At 64.3% G+C, this 25,619-nt stretch carries 19 protein-coding genes, 1 pseudogene and 1 riboswitch; of the genes and pseudogenes, 8 read left to right on the top strand and 12 right to left on the bottom strand.

The annotated features are described in order from the left end of the window. The 11 genes and pseudogenes from FNA46_RS06030 to FNA46_RS05980 form a co-directional block, all read right to left on the bottom strand. Positions 1-576 (bottom strand): ABC transporter substrate-binding protein (locus FNA46_RS06030; protein WP_143124197.1); only part of this gene is annotated, 576 nt, incomplete at its 3' end. 46 nt (positions 577-622) lie between these two features. Beyond that, positions 623-1,693, bottom strand: a complete 1,071-nt coding sequence (locus FNA46_RS06025; protein ID WP_143124196.1) for an ABC transporter ATP-binding protein — start codon at positions 1,691-1,693, stop codon at positions 623-625. Between the two features lie 17 nt (positions 1,694-1,710). After that, on the bottom strand, positions 1,711-2,364 hold the full coding sequence (locus FNA46_RS06020) for an HAD-IA family hydrolase (protein ID WP_143124195.1): 654 nt from the start codon (positions 2,362-2,364) through the stop codon (positions 1,711-1,713). A 277-nt stretch (positions 2,365-2,641) separates the two neighbouring features. After that, a complete protein-coding gene (gene atzF / locus FNA46_RS06015) occupies positions 2,642-4,441 on the bottom strand; it encodes an allophanate hydrolase (protein ID WP_143124194.1) in 1,800 nt (599 codons plus the stop codon). Continuing rightward, entirely contained in the window at positions 4,442-7,978 is a 3,537-nt protein-coding gene (gene uca, locus FNA46_RS06010; protein ID WP_143124193.1) for an urea carboxylase, read from the bottom strand. Further along, positions 7,978-8,631: an urea amidolyase associated protein UAAP2 gene (locus tag FNA46_RS06005; protein WP_143124192.1), complete on the bottom strand. Its 654-nt coding sequence runs from the start codon at positions 8,629-8,631 to the stop codon at positions 7,978-7,980. The genes uca and FNA46_RS06005 overlap by 1 nt, the downstream gene beginning before the upstream one ends. A 14-nt stretch (positions 8,632-8,645) precedes the next feature. Beyond that, positions 8,646-9,473 carry an urea amidolyase associated protein UAAP1 gene (locus FNA46_RS06000; RefSeq protein ID WP_185969745.1) on the bottom strand — a complete coding sequence of 276 codons (828 nt, stop codon included), beginning with the start codon at positions 9,471-9,473 and terminating at the stop codon, positions 8,646-8,648. 4 nt (positions 9,474-9,477) lie between these two features. Next, positions 9,478-10,300 (bottom strand): annotated as a pseudogene (locus FNA46_RS05995) (ABC transporter ATP-binding protein); the annotation flags it as partial. Then, on the bottom strand, positions 10,297-11,115 hold the full coding sequence (locus tag FNA46_RS05990; protein WP_143124190.1) for an ABC transporter permease: 819 nt from the start codon (positions 11,113-11,115) through the stop codon (positions 10,297-10,299). The gene FNA46_RS05990 and the pseudogene FNA46_RS05995, both read right to left, overlap by 4 nt. 72 nt (positions 11,116-11,187) lie before the next feature. After that, complete coding sequence (locus FNA46_RS05985; protein WP_143124189.1) at positions 11,188-12,261, bottom strand: putative urea ABC transporter substrate-binding protein; 1,074 nt, start codon at positions 12,259-12,261, stop codon at positions 11,188-11,190. Positions 12,262-12,337: 76 nt separating this feature from the next. Continuing rightward, positions 12,338-12,446: riboswitch (guanidine-I (ykkC/yxkD leader) on the bottom strand. Positions 12,447-12,614: 168 nt separating this feature from the next. Continuing rightward, positions 12,615-13,211 carry a TetR/AcrR family transcriptional regulator gene (locus FNA46_RS05980; RefSeq protein WP_143124188.1) on the bottom strand — a complete coding sequence of 199 codons (597 nt, stop codon included), beginning with the start codon at positions 13,209-13,211 and terminating at the stop codon, positions 12,615-12,617. A 229-nt stretch (positions 13,212-13,440) separates the two neighbouring features. Between FNA46_RS05980 and FNA46_RS05975 the strand changes: the two genes are divergently transcribed. The 3 genes from FNA46_RS05975 to FNA46_RS05965 are packed head-to-tail and all read left to right on the top strand — an operon-like array spanning position 13,441 to position 17,217. Continuing rightward, a complete protein-coding gene (locus FNA46_RS05975) occupies positions 13,441-13,920 on the top strand; it encodes a (2Fe-2S)-binding protein (RefSeq protein ID WP_143124187.1) in 480 nt (159 codons plus the stop codon). Then, positions 13,913-14,932, top strand: coding sequence for an FAD binding domain-containing protein (locus FNA46_RS05970; protein WP_143124186.1), 1,020 nt, complete (start codon positions 13,913-13,915; stop codon positions 14,930-14,932). Before FNA46_RS05975 ends, FNA46_RS05970 begins: the two co-directional genes overlap by 8 nt. Then, entirely contained in the window at positions 14,929-17,217 is a 2,289-nt protein-coding gene (locus FNA46_RS05965) for a xanthine dehydrogenase family protein molybdopterin-binding subunit (RefSeq protein WP_143124185.1), read from the top strand. Before FNA46_RS05970 ends, FNA46_RS05965 begins: the two co-directional genes overlap by 4 nt. A gap of 78 nt (positions 17,218-17,295) precedes the next feature. Here FNA46_RS05965 and FNA46_RS05960 read toward each other — a convergent pair whose 3' ends face one another. After that, positions 17,296-18,189 carry a LysR family transcriptional regulator gene (locus FNA46_RS05960; RefSeq protein WP_143124184.1) on the bottom strand — a complete coding sequence of 298 codons (894 nt, stop codon included), beginning with the start codon at positions 18,187-18,189 and terminating at the stop codon, positions 17,296-17,298. A 99-nt stretch (positions 18,190-18,288) separates the two neighbouring features. On the opposite strand from FNA46_RS05960, the gene FNA46_RS05955 reads away from it, so the two are divergent. From FNA46_RS05955 to FNA46_RS05935, 5 genes are all read left to right on the top strand, one after another. After that, positions 18,289-19,857, top strand: a complete 1,569-nt coding sequence (locus FNA46_RS05955) for a proton-conducting transporter transmembrane domain-containing protein (RefSeq protein ID WP_143124183.1) — start codon at positions 18,289-18,291, stop codon at positions 19,855-19,857. 4 nt (positions 19,858-19,861) lie between these two features. Further along, positions 19,862-22,276, top strand: a complete 2,415-nt coding sequence (locus FNA46_RS05950) for a YbcC family protein (RefSeq protein ID WP_143124182.1) — start codon at positions 19,862-19,864, stop codon at positions 22,274-22,276. Between the two features lie 130 nt (positions 22,277-22,406). Beyond that, positions 22,407-23,363, top strand: coding sequence for a helix-turn-helix domain-containing protein (locus tag FNA46_RS05945; protein WP_143124181.1), 957 nt, complete (start codon positions 22,407-22,409; stop codon positions 23,361-23,363). A 134-nt stretch (positions 23,364-23,497) separates the two neighbouring features. Then, positions 23,498-25,012, top strand: a complete 1,515-nt coding sequence (gene adh, locus FNA46_RS05940; RefSeq protein WP_143124180.1) for an aldehyde dehydrogenase — start codon at positions 23,498-23,500, stop codon at positions 25,010-25,012. Positions 25,013-25,081: 69 nt separating this feature from the next. Further along, entirely contained in the window at positions 25,082-25,438 is a 357-nt protein-coding gene (locus tag FNA46_RS05935; protein WP_143124179.1) for a DUF779 domain-containing protein, read from the top strand. Positions 25,439-25,619: the final 181 nt, after the last annotated feature.

Below are 25,619 nucleotides of genomic sequence, written 5' to 3'. Positions count from 1 at the left end.
CGAGACGATCGTCTCGTTCTGCCAGGCGGTTGCCGTGCCATTGGCAAAGGGCATGATCCCTGCGGCCTTCAGCTTCTTGCAGGCCGCGATGAACTCGTCCCAGCTCTTCGGCTCGGAGATGCCGTTCTTGTCGAAGATCTCCTTGTTGTAGATGACAAGCATGGTCTGGCTGGCGGCGGGGACAGCATAGAGCGTCTTGTTCGAGCGCATCGTTTCCGATGCAAGCGCCGCCTGCGAAAAGCCCTTGAGCGCCGGGATCTTGGTGTCGTCCAGCGGCATCAGATAGCCGGCCCCCGCCAGGCTCTCGATGCCGCCATAGGTACGCGTCATCATCAGATCCGGCCCCTTGCCGCCGGCAAGCGCCGTGGAGAGCACCGTGTTGTAGCTCGTGGCTTCGAAGGCCTCGAACTTGACGGTGATATCGGGGTTTGCCTTGGTGAAGGCGGCAAACAGCTTTTCGTATTCCGCCTTGTCCTCCTGCCGCCAGGTCCAGAAGGTCAGTTCGGTGGCAAGGCTCGCGGAAGCCGACAGAAGGGTTCCGACAGCAAGGGCTGCTCCCAGTAGCAAGCGTTTCATGATGTTCCTCTCTCTTTTTCGTTTCCGGTCTTCAATGTCATGCACGTCAAACGGCGAGCCGCTCGGAGGTTTTGCGGCTGAAATAATGGGCGCGGCCGGGCAGAACCTGCAGGCGGACGGGCGTATCCGGCGCGAAATCCGCGTCCGGTGCGCAACGCACCGAGATGGGGGCAGCGTCGCCCAGCCGCACATAGACGAAGGCACTGTCTCCCAGATATTCGGTATAGACCACCGTGCCGGCGAAACCCTCGCCCCCGGTGTCCCGCGTTACCGTCATGCCATCCGGCCGCACGCCGAGCAGAATGTCCCGCTCCTCGCCCTGCGGCAGGCGGTCCGGGGCGATGGAGCCGATGCCTGGCGCGGTCAGCACATTGTCATTGCGCTCCACCGGCAGCATGGCCATGCGCGGCGAGCCGATGAAGTTCGCGACAAAGACGTTGGACGGGGTCTCATAGAGTTCGCGCGGCGATCCGAACTGTTCGATCCGCCCGCCATTCATCACCACGATGCGGTCGGCCAGCGTCATCGCCTCAACCTGGTCATGCGTCACATAGATCGTCGTGCCGCCGATTTCGCGGTGAAGCCGGGCGATCTCCAGCCGCACGTCGGAGCGCAGGGCGGCATCGAGATTGGAGAGCGGCTCGTCGAGCAGCAGAAGCTGCGGCTTGCGCACCAGCGCACGGCCGATTGCGACACGCTGGCGCTGACCGCCGGAAAGCTCGCGCGGGCGCCGCTCCATCAACGCCTCCAGCCGCAACATGCGGGCGGCTTCGGCGATCCTGGCTTCCACCTCGGCCTTGTCGAGCCCCATCAGCCGGGCGCCGAAGGCCATGTTCTCGTAGACATTCATGTGCGGATAGAGCGCGTAGGACTGGAAGACCATCGCAATGCCGCGTCGCGACGGCGCCACATCGTTCATCCGCTGGTCGTTCAGCAGGAACTCCCCCTCGGTGATCGGGTCTAGCCCGGCGATCAGCCGCAGCAGGGTGGACTTTCCGCATCCCGACGGGCCCACGAAGACGATCAGTTCGCGGTCTTTCACATCGAGATCAATGCCATGGAGAACTTCCACCGCCTTGAACCGCTTCCTGATCCCACGCAATGACAACCGTGCCACGGTACTGAAACTCCGCCTTAGAAACGCATTGCGGCAGCAGGCTGCGCGCGGTGAAGACTATTGTCGATCGCCTGCATCGTTGCGGCTTCCGACACATGCAGGATGCTGTCTGTCCAGCCGGCCTCCTTGGCCGCCTCGATGTTTTCGGGCGTATCATCGATGAAGACGATATCGGCGCCGCTGACGCCTTCACGCCGCGCCAGTTCGGCGTAGATGTCTGCCTGAGGCTTTTCCATTCCCATCTCGTGCGAGAGATAGCAGGCATCGAAGAAGTCGGGACCGAGCCAGTGATCAAGAATGGCTTGCCAGTGCAGGATCTGCGTATTGGACAGGCAGACGACGCGGACGTGCTGCCTCAGCCTGCGCACATAGGCCGCCATGTCGGGAAATACACCGGCCAGAAAGGCGGCTTCCGCCTGTTCGACCGCCCGCCGGGATACCGCGTAGATTCGGGAGATCCGCTCAATATAGGTGTCGGCCCCGATCTCACCGAGACGGAACTGCCTGTTGGTGGCGGCAAGCGCCGGCAGATCCAGAGATCCCTCCGAGGCCGGGCGGAGATGAGCCTCGCGCGCGCCGTGATCCAGCCGGACCAGCACGCCGCCAACATCGAAGACGACAAGCCGTGGGGTGCCCAGGCCCTGCTGCATCCTCAGTTCGTCACGATCCATGCCGCTCCCTCATGCCACGGGATCGGACCCCGCAAGTCCGCCCCCGATGCAGAGATTGGCAAAACATTAAGGAATTATCAATTCCAAAATTTAACAAATATTCGAATAATATATTTCACAGCAATCGGTCAGAAGGCTGTCGACCGTGAGGCCAGCACATGCGGGATATCGTGCAAGGGTTGACGGCCACCGCCAACGGTACTGAAAAGGCATGACGCCGGTCTGCCGGCCGCGTTGACACGGGCCAGGGCAAACCGGCACACGCAGACGGGGAATATCAGCGACGCGACGCGATATAGGCTCGCCAGCCGCCCAGTTCGGTCACCTCCTGCGCGCCCTCGATGGCATAGGGTTCGCAGAGGAAGCCGGAGACCTGACTGCCGTCCTCCAACGTGACCTTGCCGATGCCGAGCGGTGCTGGGATGTTCTGCACGAAGCGGCCGAAGGCAGCGGGCGTGACTTTCCACACTTCCACCTCCAGTCCCTTGCCGGCAAAACCCGGTTCTCGGATGAGGCCGGGCTTGGGCGGCGTGGTGTTGGGCAGCACAAAGAGGCGATAATCGCCGGCCGTGCGGCAGGTCTTCACCAGCGTGCCGCCGGGGCCCGTCAGTTCGTGGTTGAGCGGCATGCCTGTCAGATGCGCGCCGACGACCATGATCGTGACGAGGCCATCGTCCGGTTCGGCAACCTTCGAGGCGTCCGGCAGGGCTGCGCTCTTGTCCTTGCCCATGCCTGAGGCGCAAGCGCGGTGCATGGCATCCGCAAAGGGTGCCAGCGCATCGTCGGAGAAGGAGGGGCCGAAGAAGGTCACGCCGCTGGGGAGACCATCCGGACCGAAGCCGCCCGGCACGGCGATGGCCGCATAGCCGAATAGATTGGCGAAGTTGGTGTAGCGACCGAAATGACTGTTCTTGACGATCGGGTCGGCCAGCATCGCCTCGACGGTATAGGTCGTCGGCGAGGTCGGCAGCATCAGCACGTCGAGCTTTTCCCATTCGACAAGTGCCTTCTGGCGCAAATGCCCGAGCGTGTACTGGCCCTCGAACGCCGCCACCGCATCATAGGCCTTGGCACCCTCGATGATGGTGCGCACCGTCGGATCGAAATCGTCGGCGTTGGTGCCGATAAATTCCTTCACCGCCGCCAGTCTTTCGGCCACCCACGGCCCGTTGTAGAGCAGCTCGGCCGCCTGACGGAACGGTGCATAATCGAAGGGGACAATGGTTGCGCCGAGCGATTTCGCCCGTTCGATCGCCTGATCGTAAAGGGCTTCCACCGCCGCATTGCCGAAGAACTCGCGCTCGGCACCCTCAAGCACGCCGATGCGCAGACCGGAACCCGGCAGGCCGACCGGGACAGCTTTCCGCGAATAGGGATCGCCGGCGTCATAGCCGTCCATCACCTTGCGGATCGCGACGCCATCGCCGACAGTCGCTGCGAAGATGGTGACCACATCCACGCTGCGGCAGGCGGGCACGACGCCAACATTCGGCACAAGGCCTGGCGTCGGTTTGATTCCGACGAGATTGTTGAAGGCCGCCGGCACGCGGCCGGAACCAGCCGTATCCGTGCCGAGCGCAAAGCTTGCAAGCCCGGCCGCGACCGAGACCGCCGAGCCGGACGAGGAGCCGCCCGAGACATAGGACTTGTCGAAGACCGAGCGCGGAGCACCATAAGGAGACCGCGTGCCGTTGAGGCCTGTCGCGAACTGGTCGAGATTGGTCTTGCCGATGACGAGTGCGCCGGCCGCCTTCAGCCGCGCAACCACGACAGAATCCTTCTCCGGCTGGTAGGCGAAGGCCGGGCAGGCGGCGGTGGTCGGCAGGCCGGCAACGTCGATATTGTCCTTCACCGCGAAGGGCACGCCCCACAGCGGCAGACTATTCGGCTCCGGTGCCTTCTCCATCAGGCTTTTCGCTGCGGCGCGCAGATCCTCATCGGCTGTTTCGGTGATGAAAACGGCGGGATCATCCGATGCCTTGCGGCGGGCGATCACCTCCTCCACCAGATCGAAGGGCGTGAGGCCGGCGGCATAGGCTGCCTTCAGCGTGGCGAGATCAAGCATGATTGGCAGCATTCAAACATCCTCCAGAACGACCAGCACATCGCCGGCCTTGACGTTGCGCCCCGGGCCGGCACGCAGATCCCGGACTTTGCCGGCGGCATGGGCGGTGACGGTGATTTCCATTTTCATCGATTCGATGATGGCGAGTGTCTCGCCAGCCTCCACGCACTGGCCTTCCTCGACCAGCAGTTTCCAGACATTGCCGGGCACGGCACTTTCCACCCCGAAACAACCTTCCGGAATATCGCCGTGAAGGCCGGGGCCTGCTCCTTCATCCACCTGGAAACTATACAACCCCTGATCCTTCCAGCGCTGTCGCTCCGCCTCGAAGGCGGCCTGCTGTCCCTGCTTGAAGGCGCCAATGCTGTCTGCATTGCGGGCGATCTCCGCCGCGTAATCGACATAGGAGAAGGTGCCCTCCTCGATACGGATCGGATAGCCGCCATGCGGGAAGGCGGCACGCGCTTCCGTCAGTTCTTCATGGCTCACGGGAAAGAAGCGGATCTGGTCGAAGAAATCGAGCAGCCAAGGCTTGTCTCTGGCGAACACATCCGTCTTGCGCCAGGTGTTCCAGACCTGGATCGTGCGGCCGAACAGCTGATAGCCGCCCGGTCCCTCCATGCCATAGATGCACATATAGGCGCCGCCGATGCCGACGGCGTTTTCCGGCGTCCAGGTGCGGGCCGGATTATACTTCGTCGTCACCAGCCGGTGGCGCGGATCGACGGGGGTTGCAACCGGCGCGCCGAGATACACATCGCCGAGGCCCATCACGAGATAGGAGGCATCGAAGATCGTGTCCTTCACCGCCTGCTCGTCGGGCAACCCGTTGATGCGGCGGATGAACTCGATATTCGACGGGCACCAGGGCGCGTTGGGGCGCACGAGTTCCTGATACTTGCGCATGGCCAGTTCCGCATCCGGATCGTTCCAGGACAGCGGCAGCCAGACGGTGCGGCTCGGCACCTTGACGGAAAAGACCGGCGGCAGGCTTTTTTCGATCTCGGCAAGGGCGGAAAGGAGTTTCGAGCGCGACAGCGTGGTGCTGTCATAGTGGATCTGCAGCGAGCGGATGCCGGGCGTCAGATCGATCAGGCCCTGAAGTCTCGCCTCCTTGACCGCCTGCATCAGCAGATGGACGCGCATGCGGATGCCGATATCGAGCTGCATCGGGCCATATTCGACGAGCAGATTGTCATCGCCCTGCCGGCGGTAGACGACGGGAACGCCGCCTGCCTCTACAGCCCCGATCACGGCCGACCCAGCCGCTTCGGATATGCGCTTCACCGTCGGCCCCGCCAACGGATCGTTTGCTCGGGCCACGGCATGAAACCGGATCGTATCGCCCGGCTTGAACTGACCCATCTTCCACTGTTCATCGCGCGCAATCACCGCCGGGCAGACGAAGCCACCGAGGCTTGGGCCATCCGGGCCGAGGATGATCGGCATGTCGCCAGTGAAATCGATCGCGCCGATGGCATAGGCATTGTCATGCAGGTTGGAGGGGTGAAGCCCCGCCTCGCCGCCATCGGTGCGCGCCCATTTGGGGGCCGGGCCGATCAGACGGACACCCGTGCGCGCCGAGTTGAAATGCACCTCGTAAGGCGTCGAGAACAGGGTCGCGATATCCTCCTCAAGGAAAAAGTCGGGCGCACCATGCGGACCATAGAGCACGCCGACGGACCATTCGCGGGTCAGCTCCGCCGGCTCGGTTGCCGGCAGCACATCAATCTGGTTCCGGCGCGCCAGCCGCAAGACATTGCCTGCACGCAGCGTGCCGGTGGCATTGCCGCCGAACTGGCCGAGGCCGAAGGTGGCGCGGGACCCCATGACCAACGGCGCGTCGAAGCCACCGGATACCGCCAGATAGGCACGCTGGCCGGCGCCGGCGATGCTGCCGATGGTCAGAGTCTGGCCGGCCTTGATCTGGACTGCTTGATTATGGGGCAACTCGACGCCATCGAGCTTCATCGGCATGACCGCGCCGGCGAGCGCGATCACGGTATCGGAGAAGAATTTCAGCACCGGCCCGGAGACGGTAAGCTCCAGGGCCGCCGTATGGTCGTGGTTTCCGACGAGGCGGTTGGCATGGCGGAAGGAGCGTTCGTCCATCGGTCCCGATGGCGGCACGCCGACATGCCACAGACCCAGACGGCCCGGCAGCTCCTGCAGGCTGGATTGCGCGCCGGGGGCGATCACCTCGACGACATCGGGCACGAAGTCGAAATCCTTGAGCGCCGTCGTCGCGACATCGCCGCTGCGGAACAGATCCGAGGCGGCAATGGCCTTGAGATAATCCAGATTGGTCTCGATGCCCCACAACGAGGTTTCTTCCAGCGACGAAGACAGCGCCGCAATCGCGGTGTCGCGATCCGCGCCAGAAACAATCACCTTGGCGAGCATCGGATCGTAGAAGGGCGTGACCTCGGTTCCCGTCTCCACCCAGCCATCGACACGGACGCCGTCCGGAAACACCACCTCGGTCAGCAAGCCGGCACTCGGGCGGAAGCCGGCATGCGGCATTTCGGCATAGACGCGTGCTTCGATCGCAGCGCCGTTGGGCACGAGGTTTTCCGCGCCCGCCAGCACATCCTCGCCGGCGGCCTGGCGGATCATCCATTCCACCAGGTCCACGCCGAAGACGGCTTCCGTGACCGGATGCTCTACCTGTAGTCGCGTGTTCACCTCGAGGAAGTAGAATTCCTCGCGGGCGGGATCATAGATGAATTCGACCGTGCCGGCGGAGGCGTAAGCCACTTGCCGACCGAGCGACATCGCAGCCGCATGCAGGCGCTGCCGAAGCGCAGCGGACAGGCCGGGCGCTGGCGTCTCTTCGATCACCTTCTGATTGCGACGTTGCAGGGAGCAGTCGCGCTCGCCAAGGGCGATCACCCGACCCTGACCGTCGCCGAAGATCTGCACCTCGACATGGCGGGCCTTGGAGACGAAGCGTTCGAGATAGACGCGGGCGTCGCCGAAACTGGATTTCGCCGTGCGCTGGACGGTGTCGAAGGCTGCGGCCAGGGCGTCCGGGCCATCGCAGAGCTGCATGCCGATGCCGCCACCGCCGGCGGTGGATTTCAGCATCACGGGATAGCCGATGTCTTCTGCCGCAGAGAGCGCCTCTTCCCGGCTGTCGAGCAGGCCGGAGCCGGGCAGCAGAGGCACGCCGCTTGCCTTGGCCAATTCGCGCGCCGTGTGCTTCAGGCCGAAGGCGGAGATGTTCGCGGGCGTCGGGCCGATGAAGGTGATGCCTTCCGCCTTCAGCCGCTCGGCAAAGCCGATGTTCTCCGACAGGAAGCCGTAGCCGGGATGAACCGCTTCGGCACCCGTCTGCCGGCAGGCGGCAATCACCGCATCCACATTGAGATAGCTTTCGGAGGCAGGCGCCGGGCCGAGCCGCACGGCCTCATCCGCCATCAGCACGGGTTTTGAAAACCGGTCGGCATCGGAATGGACCGCAACACTTGCGATCCCCATCTTTCGCAGCGTCTTGATGACGCGCACGGCGATTTCGCCGCGATTGGCAATCAGGACTTTCTTGAACATCAGGCGGCCTCTCCGTCCCAGACCATCACCCGGATCGGCGTCGGGTCGAAGCCGTTGCAGGGGTTGTTGATCTGCGGGCAGTTGGAGATGACAAGCAGCACGTCCATCGCTGCCGTCAGCTCGACATAGTCCCCCGGCGCGGAAATACCGTCGACGATGGTCATCTCGCCGGAGGGCTCGATCGGCACATTCATGAAAAAGTTGATGTTCGGGACCACGTCGCGCTTGCTCATGCCGTGCTTCGAAACCTCGATGACGAAATTGTCGCGGCAGGCATGCAGGTATTTCGTGTAGTGGCCGAAGCGGACCGTATTGCTCTCGCAGGAGCAGGCACCGGCAGAGGTATCGTGGCGGCCGCAGCTGTCGGCGGTGACCGTCAGCATCACGCGGCCTTCGTTGGAGATGACCTTCGTACCGGTCGAGATATAGGCCGCACCCTGTTCGCGCATGGTATCCTGGCTGGAATAGCGCTCGGAGAAATCATGGGCGTTGTAGAACAGCGTATCCACGGCCTGCTGGCCATAGGTGTCCTCGATGCGTACCACCTGACCCTTTTTGATGAAGGTCGAGAAGGGGGCTTCGGCAGCGATGTAATGATCCTGCACGGTGCTGGAGAGGGTGCGGGCAGACGAGGTCTGGATGAAATGGGTCATGATCACCTCTCCTCTCACAGGGCCGCAAAGGCGTTGTTTTCGAAGCCTCTGACGGCTTCGGCAGTCGCCGTGCGGCACAGGTCGTCCGCCGCCGGCTCGGTGGCCGCGATCCGGGTAATCGTCACGGCATTTGGAGCAAAGACCGGGTTCGGATCGAGCGGATGCGGGCAATTGGAGAAGCCGACGATCATGTCCATCTCGGCACGCAGATCGACATAGTCACCCTCGGATACGAGATCCGCTTTCCACTCGAACCTGCCGTCCGCATCGACCCGGACGGGTGCGAACAGGGCAAGCGCCGCCGGAATGTCGCGCTTGTCGAGGCCAGCCTTGGTCGAGATCAGTACGAAATTGTCGCGGGTGTTGCGCAGAGCCCGACCGTTCTGGCCGGCATATTTCTTCGCGTTCGAGGAGGCCGTCGAGCCGCCCATCAGCACATCATGGGCACCGGAGCTATCCTCGGTGATCGAGAACATGACCTTGCCCATGTCGGAGAAGATGACACGCCCCTTTCCAAGCCCGGTGGTCCACTGCACCTTCACGGTATCCGGCAGGTTCATCCGTTCGCTTGGGTCATCGGCGTTCCAGGCAACGACAGAAACGGTGGAAAAACCTTCATCGAGAGCGATGCGCAGCGTTTCGCCGGCCTTGACGCGGGTCCACCAGTACCAGCCGCCGGGCAGCTTTTCCCGGTGTACGATCGTGCCGGCGGCAATGGCGGGTGCGGGCTTCTCGCTCTTGGCCGGCAAGGCCTTCGGCGCGAATTCCAGCCCCTTCTTCTGATGTTCCTCGTAGCGCGCCCGGTTGGCGGCGATTTCTTCGGATGAACGTCGGATATGCATTGTCATCTCCATTGGGAGTGTCGGCCGGGTCGTCCCGGCTATTGACCCTGTGAAGAGACCGGGCCGTCCCGGTCGGGGCGAAAGATGGACGGCGCGCCCGCCTTGCGGGGCGGCCAGATGGCGATATCGCGGGTGATCGTCGCGCCGTAGCGCAGTTTTTCCTCCGGCCTGTCACGCGGACGCTCGAAGGCGACGACACGGGTCGCGAGCGTAAAGGCCTCGCGCATGTCATGGGTCACCATGACCACGGTCATCGGCGCCTCATGCCAGAGCCTCTTCATCAGCGTGTGGATCTCGGCGCGGATGCCGGGATCGAGCGCGCCGAAAGGTTCATCGAGCAGCAGCACCTTGGGCCGCATGATGAGCGCCTGGGCAAGCGCCAGACGCTGCTGCATGCCGCCGGAGAGCTGCGCCGGATACTTGCTCTCCGACCCCATCAGTCCGACGGCCGCGATCATGGCGCGCGCCTCTTCCTCCACGGCACGGCGCGCCTTTCCGAACAGGCGGCCGGCAAGCCGTGAGGCGAGAAGTTCCTTGCCCAGCATGACATTGCCGAGCACCGTCAGATGCGGAAAGACGGAATAGCGCTGGAAGACGACGCCGCGATCCGCGCCCGGCTCCCTCGGCAGGGGCAAGCCATCGAGCAGGATGTCGCCCTTCGTCTGAACCTCCTGTCCCAGCAGCATGCGCAGGAAGGTGGATTTGCCGCAGCCGGATGGCCCGACCAGCGCCACGAAGGCGCGCGATTCGATCTCGATGGAGACATTCTCCAGCACGATCTGGTCGCCATATTCCTTCCAGAGGTTCTTGATCGACAGCGCGCTCATTTGCCCTTCTCCAGGTCCGACCAGGGGAAGACGGCGATCCGCAGGCGATCGAGCAGCAGGTCGGTCGCCACCGCCAGCAGCGTGATCCAGATCACATAAGGGAAGATCACATCCATCGAGAGATAGCGGCGCACCAGAAAGATGCGGTAGCCCAGCCCGCTGTCGGAGGAGATGGCTTCGGCCGCGATCAGGAACAGCCAGGCAGGCCCGAGTTGCAGGCGAAGGCAGGTGATCAGACGGGGCAGGATCTGCGGCAGCACCACGCGAAGCGCAATCTGCCAGGACGAGGCCGAGAGCGTCTCGGCCTTGACGATCATTTCCCGCGGCAGTTCGATCGCCTTCAAGGCGAGGTCGCGGATCATGATCGGGGTGACGCCGATGACGATCAGCGTGATCTTGGAGGCTTCGCCAAGCCCCATCACGATGAAGAGGATCGGCAGGAGCGCGAGCGGCGGCACCATGGAAATCGCCCCGACGAAGGGCGAAAGCGCGGCCCGCACCATGGGCAGGATGCCGATCAGGAGGCCGAGCAGCAGGGCAATCGCCGTTGCGATGCCAAGACCGGCAAACAGGCGGCCGAGGCTCGCCACCGTATCCGACCACAGCAGATATTGGCCGCTGCGGACATCCGGCACCAGCGCCATGCGGTTGATGGCGTCTCCAAGTGCCACAAGCCCCGGCAGCAGCTTGTCGTTCGGATTGTCCGCCAGCCGTTCGGCCGAGCCGATCATGTAGGCAAGCAGCAGCAGCACGAAGGGCATCAGCGCCAGCGTCAGGCGCGCCCCGGCTCCGGGATGTGAATTGATCCAGCGCATCAGGCCTTCCTCTGCGTCAAGGGTCGTCCGGCAGGGGTGGTACCCCTGCCGCTACGGGCATGGGTCGGCCGATCAGAGGCTACCCTTGGCGGCGGCTGCCATGTAGTTCGCGGTGAAGCGGAACTTCACGTTCGCCTTGTCGCCCAGCACGGCGCCGTCCGGCATCTCGATGCCGATCACGTCCGCCGACGGCGCGCCGCTGCCGAGCAGGCCCTTGGAGAACAGGAAGGCGCGCACGAGATCCATCGTCTTCGGCAGGGCAGGGGAGGTGGTGAAGGCGAGCGCATCGGCCGGCTTGTCGAAGAGTTTCGTGGCGGCCATCTGCGCCTCGAAGCCCTTGAGATCGGTGCCCGAAGCGGCGCCCATGGTTTCGCGCGCAGCCTTGCCTTCCGCGGTGTCGGCGGTCATCACCTTCATCGTGTCATACCAGATGCCGACAAGCACCTTGCCGAAATCCGGATTGTCCTTCAGCACCTCCGTGTTGGCCACCATCAGGTCGATGATTTCGCCAGGGATCTGCGAGCTGTCGAAGACCTTCTTCGCGGACTTGTCTTCCAGGATCGTGGAGACGAGCGGATTCCAGGTGACGACCGCCGAAACGTCCGGCGTCTTGTAGGCGGCGACCATGTCCGCATCGGAGGTGTTGACCACCTTCACGTCACGCTCGGAGGAGCCGATGCTTTCGAGCGCGCGGGCGAGCAGGTAATGGGAGACGGAGAACTCGACGAGATTGACGCTCTGGCCCTTGATGTCGGCGAGCTTGTCCTTGTTTTTCAGGATTACCGCATCATTGCCGTTGGAGAAGTCGCCGACGATGACGGCCGTCGTATCGACGCCGCCAGCGGCGGGGATCGACAGGCCGTCCATATTGGTCAGCGTCACGGCATCGAAGGCGCCGGCCGTGTACTGGTTCATCGACTCCACATAGTCGTTGAACTGGGTGACGTCGATCTTGATGCCGTATTTGTCGGCCCACTTCTTCACGATGCCATGGTCTGCGGCATAGCCCCAGGGCATCCAGCCCACATAGATGGACCAGGCCACCTTGAACTCCTTCTTCGGCGCTGCCTCGGCCGGAGAAAGGCCCGCGAAGGCCAGCGCGGCCGTAAGAGCAGTCATCGAGAGAAGTGTCTTGAAAGTCTGCATGTCGAAATTCCCCTTCTGGCATCTTCAGGAAGGGATCGGCATGGACCATCGCGCCGCCAATCCCTTGGCTTACGAGGTCTCCCGGGCTTTTGTCCCGCCGTGCACCCGGCAGGATGTCTCCCTGCCGGTAGCCGCTCTCGGACCAGTCGCACGTCTCACGTGCCGGAACCCTAGCGGCTAACTCTGCAATGAACGAAGCAAGTCGCGTGCCAGGTTCCGATTGCCGCCCTTTACGGGTCTGGCGCGACAGCTGACAGGCAGGATTGCACACAACAAAGCGATAAAAGATTATTTTTTAGGCACGACATGCAATTGAAGCATTCAGGTCGCTACGCCCCCCCCCCCCAGACTGTTCAGCCGGTCTTCACCACGGGCTGATGACGCAGACCGTCCATCAGCAGGCCGATCAGGCGATGCGCCCGCTCGCGCCAGTCGGGCATATCGGGAATGGAATAGATGCTGGAGAGAGCCGTCAGGACGTCGACAGTCTCGATATCGCCGCGAATGCTGCCGGCACTGATGGCCCGTGCCAAAAGATCGCCGAAGGCTTTGCGCAGCAGCGCGGCGCCATCGGTAAAGAGGCAGGCATTGGATGTCATCAGCAGCTTCAGGCTGCTCGCCATGCCGCGCTTGGTCGCCATATAGCTGACGAAGCGGTGCATCCATTCCTCCAGCGCCTGATCCGGGGGGCGGTCGGCGGAAAGATCGACCGCCGCCTCCGCCAGCCGCTCCAGCTCGCGGCGATAGACCACTTCGACCAGGTGCTCCCGTGTCGGGAAATGACGGTAGAGCGTACCGATGCCGACGCCGGCCCTGCGTGCGATGTCTTCCAGCGAAGCGTCCGCGCCGCGTTGGGAAAAGGCATCGGCGGCAACCTCGATCAGCTTGTCGCGGTTGCGCCGCGCGTCGGCGCGCTGCCGCGGCTTTTTTCCAGGCTCGGTCGAGGCCAATCTTGCACTCCAGACAGAAGGGACTTGACGTTCGTGCCTCAGCCCCTAGATTAAACGGAGGCGCCTCCGCTTATCCGGAGTGCCTCTCACTCCTTAATTCACAGCACGGCCGCATGTCATGTCAAATGGAAGGACAGACCGTGTGTGATGATGATCTAGGCGCTGGGCGCTGACCGACCAGCCCGCATCCCCGAAATTCAGCATTCGTGACGAGAAGCAGGAGCTTATCATGACACGGACCATCAGGCTTTCCCTCGACATCAACGAGCGACGATACGAGATCGACGTGGAACCGCGCGTCACGCTGCTCGATGCGCTGCGCGACCATGCCGGCCTCTCCGGCACCAAGAAGGGCTGCGACCAGGGCCAGTGTGGGGCCTGCACCTGCCACATCGACGGTCAGCGGGTTTTGTCCTGCCTGACGCTGGCCGCCCAGGCGGAAGGGCGCAAGATCACCACCATCGAGGGGATTGCTGCCGCAAACGGCGATCTGCATCCGGTCCAGCTGGCCTTCATCGAGCATGATGCCTTCCAGTGCGGCTATTGCACGCCGGGGCAGATCATGTCCGCCGTCGCCTGCATCCGCGAAGGCCGCACCGGCTCCGACGAGGAGATCCGCGAATACATGTCCGGCAATCTCTGTCGCTGCGGTGCCTATAACAGCATCGTCGCCGCCGTGCGCGAAGCAGCGGAGATGGCCGATGCTTGATTTTTCCTATACCCGCGCCCGCTCCGCGGAAGAAGCCCGCGCAGCCGCCGGCGAACCCGCTGCAAGACTGCTGGCCGGTGGAACCACGCTGCTCGATCTCGCCAAATGCGGCGTCGAACGCCCGGACACGGTGATCGACATCAGTCATCTGGACGGATTGTCCGACATTCTCGTGGACGGCACCGGCGCCAGCATCGGTGCGCTTGCGAAAATGAGCGCCGTCGCTGATCGCGCGGACATCCGCCATGCCTTCCCGGCGGTTTCGCAGTCGCTGTCGCTCGCGGCATCCCAGCAACTGCGCAACATGGCCACCATCGGCGGCAATCTTCTGCAGAGAACCCGCTGTCCCTATTTCCGCGATCCCGCCACGTTCCCGGATTGCAACAAGCGCAATCCGGGTTCGGGCTGCGCGGCTCTGGGCGGCGTGACCCGCAATCAGGCCATTCTCGGCACCAGCGATCACTGCATCGCCACCTATCACGGCGACCTCGCCGTAGCCCTCGTGGCCTTTGACGCGACGGTCAGAACCGACCGGCGGGAGGTGCCCATCGATGCCTTCTTCCTGACGCCGGACGACAGGCCGGAACAGGAAACCGTGCTGGACAAGGGCGAGATGATTACCGGCCTCACCATTCCGGCCACCGTTGCAGCCCGCCAATCGACCTATCTCAAGGTGCGCGACCGCCAGTCCTACGAATTCGCGGCCGCCAGTGCCGCGATCGGACTCGACCTGGAGGCGGACGGCGTGACGATCCGCGATCTGCGCGTGGCGCTGGGCGGTGTGGCAACGAAGCCCTGGCGGGCAAGGACCGTCGAGGCCGCCCTGATCGGCAAACCCGTCCGGCCGGAGATCATCGCCGAGGCAAGCCGCCTTGCCGTCGAGGGTGCCGTCTCTCATGGCGGCAACCACTACAAGATCGAGCTTGCCCCGCGTGTCGTCGCCCGCGCCATTCTCACCGTTGCCGCGCATCTCAATCCCGACCTGAACCCCGCTTTGGGAGAAACCGCATGACGATCATGGAACCCCGCAAGCATGGCAGTTCCGCCGATGGCGCGGTGGGCGGGCGCCTGTCCCGTTTCGAAGGCCGCCTGAAGATCACCGGCGAGGCGGTCTATGCGCTGGAATATCCGGCCGAACGTCTCGCCCATGCCGTATTGATCCAGAGCACGATTGCCGCCGGCCTCGTGACCTCTGTCGCGATCGATGATGCACTGGCAGCCCCCGGCGTACTGATGGTGTTGACGCCGGAGGATGATCTCGGCCTCACGGTCTCCGCCGACTGGCAGGGCAACCGTCCGGAGGAAAAACCCTATTATCCGCTGCCGCGGCAGGTGGAGTTCAACGGCCAGTCGATCGTTGCCGTGATTGCCGAAAGCCGCGAACAGGCCGAGGAAGCCGCCCGGCTCGTGCGGATCACATACGCGCCGCAGGAGGGCGTGGCGAGCCTTGAAGACCCGAAAGCCGGCGAGGGCAAGCGCCTCGACCAGCTCAGCGTTGCCTGGGGCGATGCGGAGGCCGCGCTTGCCCGGTCACCGGTTCGGATCGAGGCCACCTACCGCACGCCGCGCGAATATCACTGCGCCATGGAACCGCACGGCCTGACGGCCGCCTGGGAGGGCGACCAGTTGACCATCTGGGAACCCAGCCAATGGGCGCACGGCATGGCGCGCATGTATGCCGAATGGTTTTCCCTGCCGGTCGAGAATGTGCGCATCGTGTCGCCCTTCATCGGCGGTGGCTTCGGCTCCAAGGGCCAGCCGCTCGCCTATGGCGCGGTGGCGGTTGCTGCGGCCCGCAAGCTCGGGCGGCCGGTGCGGCTTGCCGTGACGCGTCCGCAGAATTTCACCAGCTATGGCGGACGTGCCGCGACACGTCAGACGATCGCGCTCGGCGCAACCGAAGACGGCATCCTGCAGGCCATCGTGCACCGGGGCGCCAGCGAAACCTCGGTCTATGCCGATGTGCCGGAACAGACCGGCGCTGCGACCCCGATCCTCTACAAGGTGGAGAATTTCTCCTCCGAATCCCGCGTGGTGCCGGTCAACACCGTCAGCCCAGGCGCTCTGCGCGGTCCCGGCAAGAACCCGAGCGCCTTCGGCATCGAATGCGCGATGGAGGAACTTGCCCATGCGCTTGGCATGGATCCGCTGGAACTGCGGCTCAAGAACTATGCCGATCGTGATTATCAGTCCGGCAAGCCGTGGTCGACGCGCATGCTGCGCGAGGCGCTGACGCAGGGCGCGGAAGCCTTTGGCTGGGCAAGGCGCAGCGCCGCCCCCCGCTCCATGCGCCGGGGCAACAAGCTGATCGGCTGGGGCATCGGTTGCGGCACATTCCCGGTCATCCGCGCGCCGAGCGAAGCGATGATCCGCATTCTTGCCAATGGCCGCGTGCAGGTGGTCAGCGGGTCGATCGACATGGGGCAGGGGACCTATACCATCCTTGCCCAGACGGCCTCGGAGGCGCTGGGCGTTCCCGTCGAGGAGGTCGATGTTATCCTCGGCGATTCCAGCCTGCCGGGAGCCGCGATTGCCGGCGGCTCCATGCTGGCGGGTTCGATCACCGGGGCCGTGCACAAGGCGGCCCAGGCCGCCCGTGACGAACTCATTGGCCTGGCACTCAGCGAAGCCGGCTCCCCCTTCCGCGATACCGGCGCCAATACGCTGGCGATCGCTGGCGGCCGGATCTCGGCCCGCGAGGATGGTCCGTCTCTCACCCTGCCGCAGCTGATGGCGGCCCTTGGACGCGATGAGATCGAGGTGCGCCGCAACACGCTCACCGACGACGTGCAAAGCGCCGAGGACCAGAAGAAGGCCTGGACGACCATGTCACGCGTGCAGGGGCCAACAATGGGCGATTATTCCATGCACAGCTGGTGCGCCCATTTTGCGGAAGTGGAGGTGGACGAGGATTTCGGCACCGTGCGCGTCTCCCGCATGGTCTCGGCCTTCGATTGCGGCCGCCTCTACAACCCGAAGCTCGTGGAAAGCCAGTGGCGCGGCGGCATCATCATGGGCATCGGGCAGGCGCTTCTGGAAGAAGGCGTGATCGACCCGCGCAACGGCCGCACGATGAATGCCAATCTCGGCGATTACCTCGTGCCGACCAATGCCGACATTCCGGATCTGCAGGTGATTTCCGTCGGCGTGCCGGACCTGAATGCCTCCGCGCTCGGCGGCAAGGGCGTGGGTGAGGTCGGCATCGTCGGCGTGGCGCCCGCCATTGCGAATGCGGTGTTCCACGCCACCGGCAAGCGCGTTCGCGATCTGCCGATCACGCTCGAAAAGCTGATCTGACAGTCTTATCTTGCGCGCCGGCGGACAGGTTCCGCCGGCGTCTTCGCAAGACGGCGTTCACATGAAGAGCCGAAGCACTCACCCCTGCGCATCCCGCCATTGCGCGGCATCGAGCAGTGTGCGGATCAGCGGATTGGGGAAGCGCCGCTTTACCTGCACCGCATAAAAATTCTCCACCATGCCCGGCAGCGTATCGAGTTCGGCGAGCATGCCGTTCTGCAATTCCTGCTGCACGACGATCGGCGGCATTACCGCAAGGCCGAGGCCGGAGCGGGCGAGCAGACGCATCATTGCCATGTCCTCCACCTCTGCGGCCACCTGCGGGGTGACGCCCAGGCGCGCGGCAAGCGCCTCGAACTGAAGGCGCACGCCGCTTTCCATCGTCGGCAGGATCATCGGGTGCCGCGACAGCATGGTGGCCAGATCCTGCTTCTCCACCGCCAGATCCGGCGCGCCGATCAGGGCAACGCGCTGCTGCGACAGATGATCAGAGACGAAGGGCGTCACGGCATCAGCCGCCGGCGGCTGCGTCAGGAGAACGATGTCGAGATTGAGCGTTTCCAGCGCCCCGAGCAATTCCGCCGTGCTGCCGGAGCGCAGAATCAGTTCCACATCCGGCCGGCCGATCAGGGGACGCACGAACTCCATCTGGAAATTGCGCGAGAGCGTCGCGAGTGCCCCGATGCGGATCGCGCGTCGAGTGGCCCCCGTCTGACGCAGCGTTTCCAGCAGTTCCTCGCCGGTGGAGAAGATCGTGTCGGCATGGTCGAGTGCGATCCGCCCCGCCTCCGTCAGATAGAGCTGGCGTCCGCGCCGCTCGAACAGCTGGTGCCCGAGACGCTCCTCCAGCTGCTTGATCTGAATGGACAAGGCCGATTGCGACAGGTTCAGCCGCTCGGCAGCACGGGTCAGGTTTCCGTCATGCGCCACGGCCCGGAAATAGCGCAGGTGATGATAGTTCAGGTCACTCATCATTCTATTTTATAGAACGAAATGCCAAAAACAATGAATTTTTATTTGGATTGTGCCGGTGCTAACTCCAGCGGCATCGAACGAACGGCTGGAGTTCCCATGATCTACGCCCTTGCCCTGCTTCCCTCTGCACTCTTTCTGGTCAGTGCTGCCATCGCCTTCGCAAGCCGCCCGATGCGCCCCCGCGGCGCGCTGATGCTGGTCAACCTGCTGTCCCTCGTCGCGGTTGGCGCCGCACTCGCTGCCGCCGCCGCGCTCGCACTTTTCGGTGCCGGCGTCAGCCCGCGACTCGGCACCGACCTCCTCGGCTTTGCCGGCAGACTCGACCTCGTCAGCGCGGTGATGCTTTTGCTGGTCAGCTTCATCGGCTGGGTGGTGCTGCGGTACAGCGCGACCTACCTGGATGGCGAGGCACGGCAGGGCCCCTTCACCGGCTGGATGAGCGCAACGCTCGCCGCGGTTTCGCTGCTCGTCGTTTCGGCCACGCTTCTCCAGTTCGTTCTGGCCTGGATTGCCTCCAGCCTGTTCCTGCACAAGCTGCTGGTCTTTTATCCGGAACGGGGTGCGGCCCGGCGCGCCGCGCACAAGAAGTTTCTCGTCTCCCGGCTGGGCGATGGGGCCCTTGTCTCGGCTGCGCTGCTGCTGGCCTTCGCCTATGGCACCGGCGACATCCAGACGATCCTCGGCGAGGCGCGCAACGGGATTGCCCCGGTAACGGCACTGGTCGCCGCAGGCCTTCTGGCGCTCGCCGCCGTTCTGAAGTCCGCGCAGTTCCCGATGCATGGCTGGTTGACCGAGGTGATGGAAGCACCGACACCGGTTTCCGCACTGCTGCATGCCGGCGTCGTCAATGCCGGCGGCTTCCTGCTGATCCGCTTCGCCGATGTGATGCTGAACGCACCGATCGTGCTTGCGGTGCTGGTGATGATCGGCGGCTTCACCGCCATGTTCGGTGGCCTGGTGATGCTGACGCAGAGCGCAGTGAAGACCTCGCTCGGCTGGTCCACCATCGCCCAGATGGGTTTCATGATCCTGCAATGCGGGCTGGCGCTCTTCCCGATTGCGCTGCTGCACATCGTGGCGCATTCGCTCTACAAGGCGCATGCCTTCCTCTCCTCCGGCGGCGCCGTCGAGGCGGTGATGGCAACCCGCCGGCCGGGTCCCGTCGCCATCCCGGATGGCTGGGCCGTCGCCCGCGCCTTCCTGCTGGCGCTCGTCATCTACGGCGTCATCGGCTTCCTCTTCGGCTTCTGGCACAAGCCGCCGCAGGCGCTCGCGCTCGGCGCCATCCTGATCTTCGGCGTCGCCTATCTGGTGGCGCAGGGCTTTGCCGATGCCGCCCCCTGGGCACTCACCTGGCGCACTTCGCTCTATGCGGTAGCCGCGGCAACCGGCTATTTCGGACTGCAATGGGCTGCCTATCACCTGATGGCGGGCACGCTGCCGGCTGCCCCAGCGCCCGGACGACTGGAGTGGAGCCTGATGATCCTCTCCGTCACCTCCTTCGGCGTGGTGGCCGTCACCCAGTCGCTCTTCCCGCTCTGGGCGCATCATCCGGCAACCGCCGGCCTGCGCGTCCACCTCGCCAACGGTCTTTACGTCAACGCCCTCTTCGATCGCCTGCTCGGAAACTTCCGGGTCGAGGCCCCGTCCCTTGCCAAGGAGTAATGCCATGGAACCCGTCTCCGCTCCGGTCTCCCTGCAGGCCGCCGATCTCGCCCCCGCCATCCGGGCTGCCATCGATGCCATTCCGCCGGCCTGGCCGCTCGCCGCAACCGTCGCCGTCAATCCTTTCCTCGGTCAGAGCGATCGCGGCTTTGCCGCCACCGCCGAGCAGATCGCAAGGCTGACCGGCACCGGCATCGCCATGCCGCGCGCGTGGTATGCCGCAAAGCTTGCCGAAGGCACGCTGGCGGACACCGATCTTCGGGATGCGCTCGCGGAAAGCGGGCTCTCCCTCTCACTCGAAGCGCTGAAGCAGGCCATGCGGGCGGATGCCGCAACACCCGCTGCCATCCCGACCATCGCCGATCTCGCCCGCGACGTCTCCGGCATCGACTGGCCACGGCTGATCGAGGACCGGATCGGCACCTTCGCCGCCGGCCACTTCGATGAAGGGCAGGCACTGTGGACGGCACCGCGTGGCCAGAGCCTCTACACCGCCTGGCGCATCTATGCACGGCACGACCTGACGCCGGAAATCGCGGGATTGCGGGGCTTTGCCCAGACGGTGGCCGATCTGCCGCGCACATCGATCCGGGCGATTGCCGCTGCGGCAGAAACGCTCGGCTTTGGGCGGAAGCCGGGCTCCTATTTCCATCAGCTGCTGCTTGGCCTTGGCGGCTGGGCCCAGTTTGCCCGGTATCGCCTGTGGACGGCCGAACTTGCCGGCGAGACGGACGAGAGCCTTGGCGATCTCCTCGCCATCCGGCTCGCCTTCGAGGAGGCCCTGTTTCGCCAGTATGAGCCGGAGATCGCGGCAGCATGGCAGGCCGCGCTTGCGGCCCATCGCGCACCGGTCGTGGCCGGCCTCGACCGGGAGATTGATGCAGTTCTCCAGCTTGCCACAGAGCGAGCCGAGCAGCGGCGGCTGGCACGGCTTCTGTCGAGCATCCCACGGTCGGCAGAGACATCTCCTGCCGAGCTCGCACGCCCGGTTGTGCAGGCGGCCTTCTGCATCGACGTGCGGTCGGAAGTGTTTCGGCGGGCGCTGGAGAGCGCAGATCCCGGCATATGGACGCTCGGTTTTGCCGGCTTCTTCGGGATTGGCGCCTCCCATCGCGACCAAGCCTCCGACCTCGCAGAGCATCGGCTGCCGGTGCTGCTGAAACCCGGCCTGTTCAGCTGCACGGAAGTCAGCGCGGCGGAGGATCGTGACGCGCGCATCCAGTCGCGCGCCGTGCGGGCCTTCGGGCGGTTCAAGCAGGCGGCCGTCTCCTCCTTCGCCTTCGTGGAAGCTATGGGCCCGGTCTATGGCGCCAAGCTGCTGACCGGCAGCCTGCGGCTTTCCGGGGCCAAGACCGCTCCGGCTGCCAAACCGCGGCTGGTGGAGACGCCGGATCTGTCCCAGAAAATCGGCATGGCCGCCACCGTGCTGCGGGCCATGTCGCTCACGGAAAATTTTGCGCGGCTCGTGCTGTTGTGCGGGCATGGCGCGTCGGTTACCAACAATCCGCTGGCGAGCGCGCTTCAATGCGGCGCCTGCGGCGGTCATGCGGGCGATGTCAACGCACGCCTGCTGGCCTCGCTGCTGAACGAGGGCGAGGTTCGCAAGGGACTGGTGTCGCAAGGGATCACCGTGCCGGATGATACCCTGTTCCTCGCCGGCCTGCACGACACGACGACCGATGCCGTGATTGTCTTCGACGGCGACGCGGACACCGCGTCCCACGCCGCCGATCTTGCGCGGTTGACGGGCTGGCTCGCCGCTGCCGGCAAGCTCGCGCGGAGCGAACGGGCGATGCGCCTGCCGCATGCGAGCGGGGGATCCATTGCCGTCCGCAGCCGCGACTGGGCCGAAGTGCGGCCGGAATGGGGTCTCGCCGGCTGCTCCGCCTTCATCGCCGCGCCGCGCAGCAGAACCGCCGGCCTCTCGCTCGACGGCCGCTCGTTCCTGCACGATTACGTCTGGCGGCAGGACGAGGGGTTCCGGGTGCTGGAACTGATCCTGACGGCGCCGGTGGTGGTGGCAAGCTGGATCAGCCTGCAATATTTCGGCTCGGCTGCCGCACCGTCGCTGTTCGGATCCGGCAACAAGCTGCTGCACAACGTGGTAGGTGGCATCGGCGTGCTGGAGGGCAATGGTGGCGTGCTGCGGGCGGGTCTTGCCTGGCAGTCCGTGCATGATGGTGAGCGCCTTGCCCACGATCCCTTGCGGCTTTCGGTCGTTATCGAAGCGCCGAAGGAAGCCATCAACGATATTCTGACGCGCCACCCGCAGGTGAAGACCCTGTTCGACAATGGCTGGCTGTCGCTGTTCGTTCTCGATGACGCGGGTGAAATGGCAGAACGGTATGCCGGTGACCTCGCATGGGCGCCCTTTGGAGCGGCAGGCGCGACACCTGCTCGCCTGAAGGCTGCGGGTTGAGAAAAAAGCCGGCCGAAGTGTCGCAGAAATGCGCCAGTTCGGCCGGACGACTGAACTGGCATTTGTCAGGGCAGGGCCGCTGCCTCTATGCTAGCCTGTCAAACGGCTTGCGATGCTTTGGGAGGAGCGGATGCGGCGCGAACTCAGTCATTCCGATCTTGTATATGAAACGGCAGCCCGGACATCGGCCGTCGTCGCCTCGCCAGTCGCCGCCTCGTGGCGGCGCTGCCTCGATCTCCACCAACTTGCGCCGGAGCGATCTGCAAAGCCGCAACGGATCGACGATGCCCGGTTTCGGCAGGCCAGGGAGAGAATGGAGCGACTGGTCGGCACCTGCGCCGAAGAGATCGACCGGCTTCACCAGATGGTCGGCAAATCCGGCTGCTGCATTGTGCTGTCCGATGCGGAGGGGATCGTGGTCGACAGACGCGGCGCGGCTGGCGATGATGCGGATTTCCAGGCACTTGGCCTCTGGCAGCAGCACATGTGGAGCGAGGCCTGCGTCGGCACCAACGGCATCGGCACGGCGCTCGCCGATGAGCGGCCTGTCATCATTCACCGCGACCAGCATTTTCTGAGCGCCAATATCGGCCTGTCCTGTGCGACGGCGCCGATCCGCGATCATCTGGGCCATGTCGCTGCCGCCCTCGACGTCTCCACCTGCCGCAGCGATGTCAGCGAGATGACGCTCTCGATGCTTTCGCAGGCCGTGCGGGAGGCGGCCATGCGGGTGGAGGCCAACCTGTTCCGCCAGGCCTTTTCCGGCGCGCGCATTCTGCTGGTGCCGCAGGCGAACGCGCTGACGGCGCTCCTTGCCGTCGATCACGACGATCTGGTCATCGGCGCGACCCGCGCGGCGCGGCTGGCGCTCAAGCTGGATGATCAGCGGATTGCCCAGGGATTGCCCGCCGCCGATGCCCTGCGCGAACAGCGGGGTGACGCCACCAACGACCTCGACGATGCCGAACGGGCAGCCCTGCGGCGGGCCTTGTCGCGCACCAACGGCAATGTCTCGAAGGCGGCCGATGTGCTCGGCCTCAGCCGCGCCACGCTGCACCGGAAGCTGAAGCGCTTCAATCTGCAATAGACGTGCGGCGCTGTCGCAGGACTGCGACACTGTGCGGCGCAACATCGCTGCGCACGACTTCCGCCGAACGAGGTACCGCGCAATCATCCTCCCATCGGAGCCCGAGGAGGGGCTCCCCAACCGGGAGGAACATCATGAACGTTCAGGTTCAGACCATTGCCGCTTCGCCCTTCAAGCTGAAATACGGCAACTTCATCAATGGCGAATTCCGCGAGCCGGTGAACGGCCGCTATTTCCAGAACACCACGCCGGTCACCGGCGGCGTGCTGTGCGAGGTTGCCCGCTCCGATGAACACGACATCAATCTGGCGCTCGATGCCGCCCATGCCGCCAAGGATGCCTGGGGCCGCACCTCCGCCACCGAGCGCGCCAACCTGCTGAACCGGATCGCCGACCGGATGGAAACCAATCTGGAACTGCTTGCCAGGGCGGAAACCTGGGATAACGGCAAGCCGCTGCGCGAAACCATGGCGGCCGACATTCCGCTGGCCATCGACCACTTCCGCTATTTCTCGGCCTGCGTGCGCTCGCAGGAAGGCACGATCGGCGAAATCGACCAGGATACGGTCGCCTATCACTTCCACGAGCCGCTCGGCGTCGTCGGCCAGATCATTCCGTGGAATTTCCCGATCCTGATGGCCGCCTGGAAGCTTGCCCCCGCGCTTGCCGCCGGCAATTGCGTGGTGCTGAAGCCGGCCGAACAGACACCGGCCTCCATTCTTGTTCTTGCAGAACTGATCGCCGACCTTTTGCCGCCCGGCGTGCTCAACATCGTCAACGGCTTTGGCCTTGAAGCCGGCAAGCCGCTCGCTTCGAGCCCGCGCATCGCCAAGATCGCCTTTACCGGCGAAACCTCCACCGGCCGGCTGATCATGCAATATGCCAGCCAGAACCTTATTCCGGTGACGCTCGAACTCGGCGGCAAGTCGCCGAACATCTTCTTCGCCGACGTGATGAGCGAGGACGACGATTATCTCGACAAGGCGCTCGAAGGCTTTGCCATGTTCGCCCTCAACCAGGGCGAGGTGTGCACCTGCCCGAGCCGCGCACTGGTACACGAGAAGATCTATGATCGCTTCATGGAAAAGGCGGTCAAGCGCGTCGAAGCGGTGCGTCAGGGCCATCCGCTCGATATCGCGACCATGATCGGCGCGCAGGCGTCCAGCGAGCAGCTGGAAAAGATCCTCTCCTATATCGATATCGGAAAGCAGGAAGGTGCCGAAGTACTGACCGGCGGTTATCGCAGCGATCTCGGCGGCGATCTGGCCGGCGGCTATTATGTGAAGCCGACGGTGTTCCGCGGTCACAACAAGATGCGCATCTTCCAGGAGGAAATCTTCGGGCCGGTGGTGTCCGTCACCACCTTCAAGGACGAGGATGAGGCGCTGGCACTGGCCAACGACACGCTTTACGGCCTGGGCGCCGGCGTGTGGAGCCGCGATGCCAACACCTGCTACCGCTTCGGCCGTCATATCCAGGCTGGCCGCGTCTGGGTCAACAACTACCATGCCTATCCGGCGCATGCAGCCTTCGGTGGCTACAAGCAGTCCGGCATCGGGCGCGAGACGCACAAGATGATGCTCGACCACTATCAGCAGACCAAGAACATGCTGGTCAGCTATTCCCCCAAGGCGCTCGGCTTCTTCTGATCGAAGCGTCGCGTGAGGAAGGCTCCCGACCCGCCTCGGGGGCCTTCCTCATTAAAGAGGGAGATCAAGATGTCTGTCACTGCACCCCAGCCCATGGTCTCGGCCACCGAGGCTGCCCTTGACCTGATCGCCGAGATCCGTCGCGACCACCCGGAAATCCTGTTTCACCAGTCCGGCGGCTGCTGCGATGGATCATCGCCGATGTGCTATCCCGCCGGAGACTTCCTTCTTGCCGATCATGACGTGCTGATCGGCCATATCGGCGGGGTCCCATTCTATATCGGCGGCCGGCAATACGAGGTCTGGAAGCACACGACGCTGCTGGTGGACGTCGTGCCCGGTCGCGGCGGCATGTTCTCGCTGGACAACGGCCGGGAGCGCCGCTTTCTGGTACGCTCGTCCCTCTGCCAAACTGCCGGTCGGTGAGCCCCACCCAGTGCGCCGTACCCGCCCATCAGTAGAGTGTGATCTTGTCACTCAAGGATAGCGTCATGCCGCATGCATAGACGCAGAGGGCGCACCTTACTCGCGCGGATCGCCTTGTTTCAGCCAGTCATGGCCGGGCGTGACAGGTACCGTTATACACGAATTGTATAATCGGGCCGCG

Source organism: Affinirhizobium straminoryzae (assembly GCF_007004135.1).
GTDB lineage: Bacteria > Pseudomonadota > Alphaproteobacteria > Rhizobiales > Rhizobiaceae > Neorhizobium > Neorhizobium straminoryzae.
This window is presented reverse-complemented; position numbering and strand designations above follow the sequence as displayed.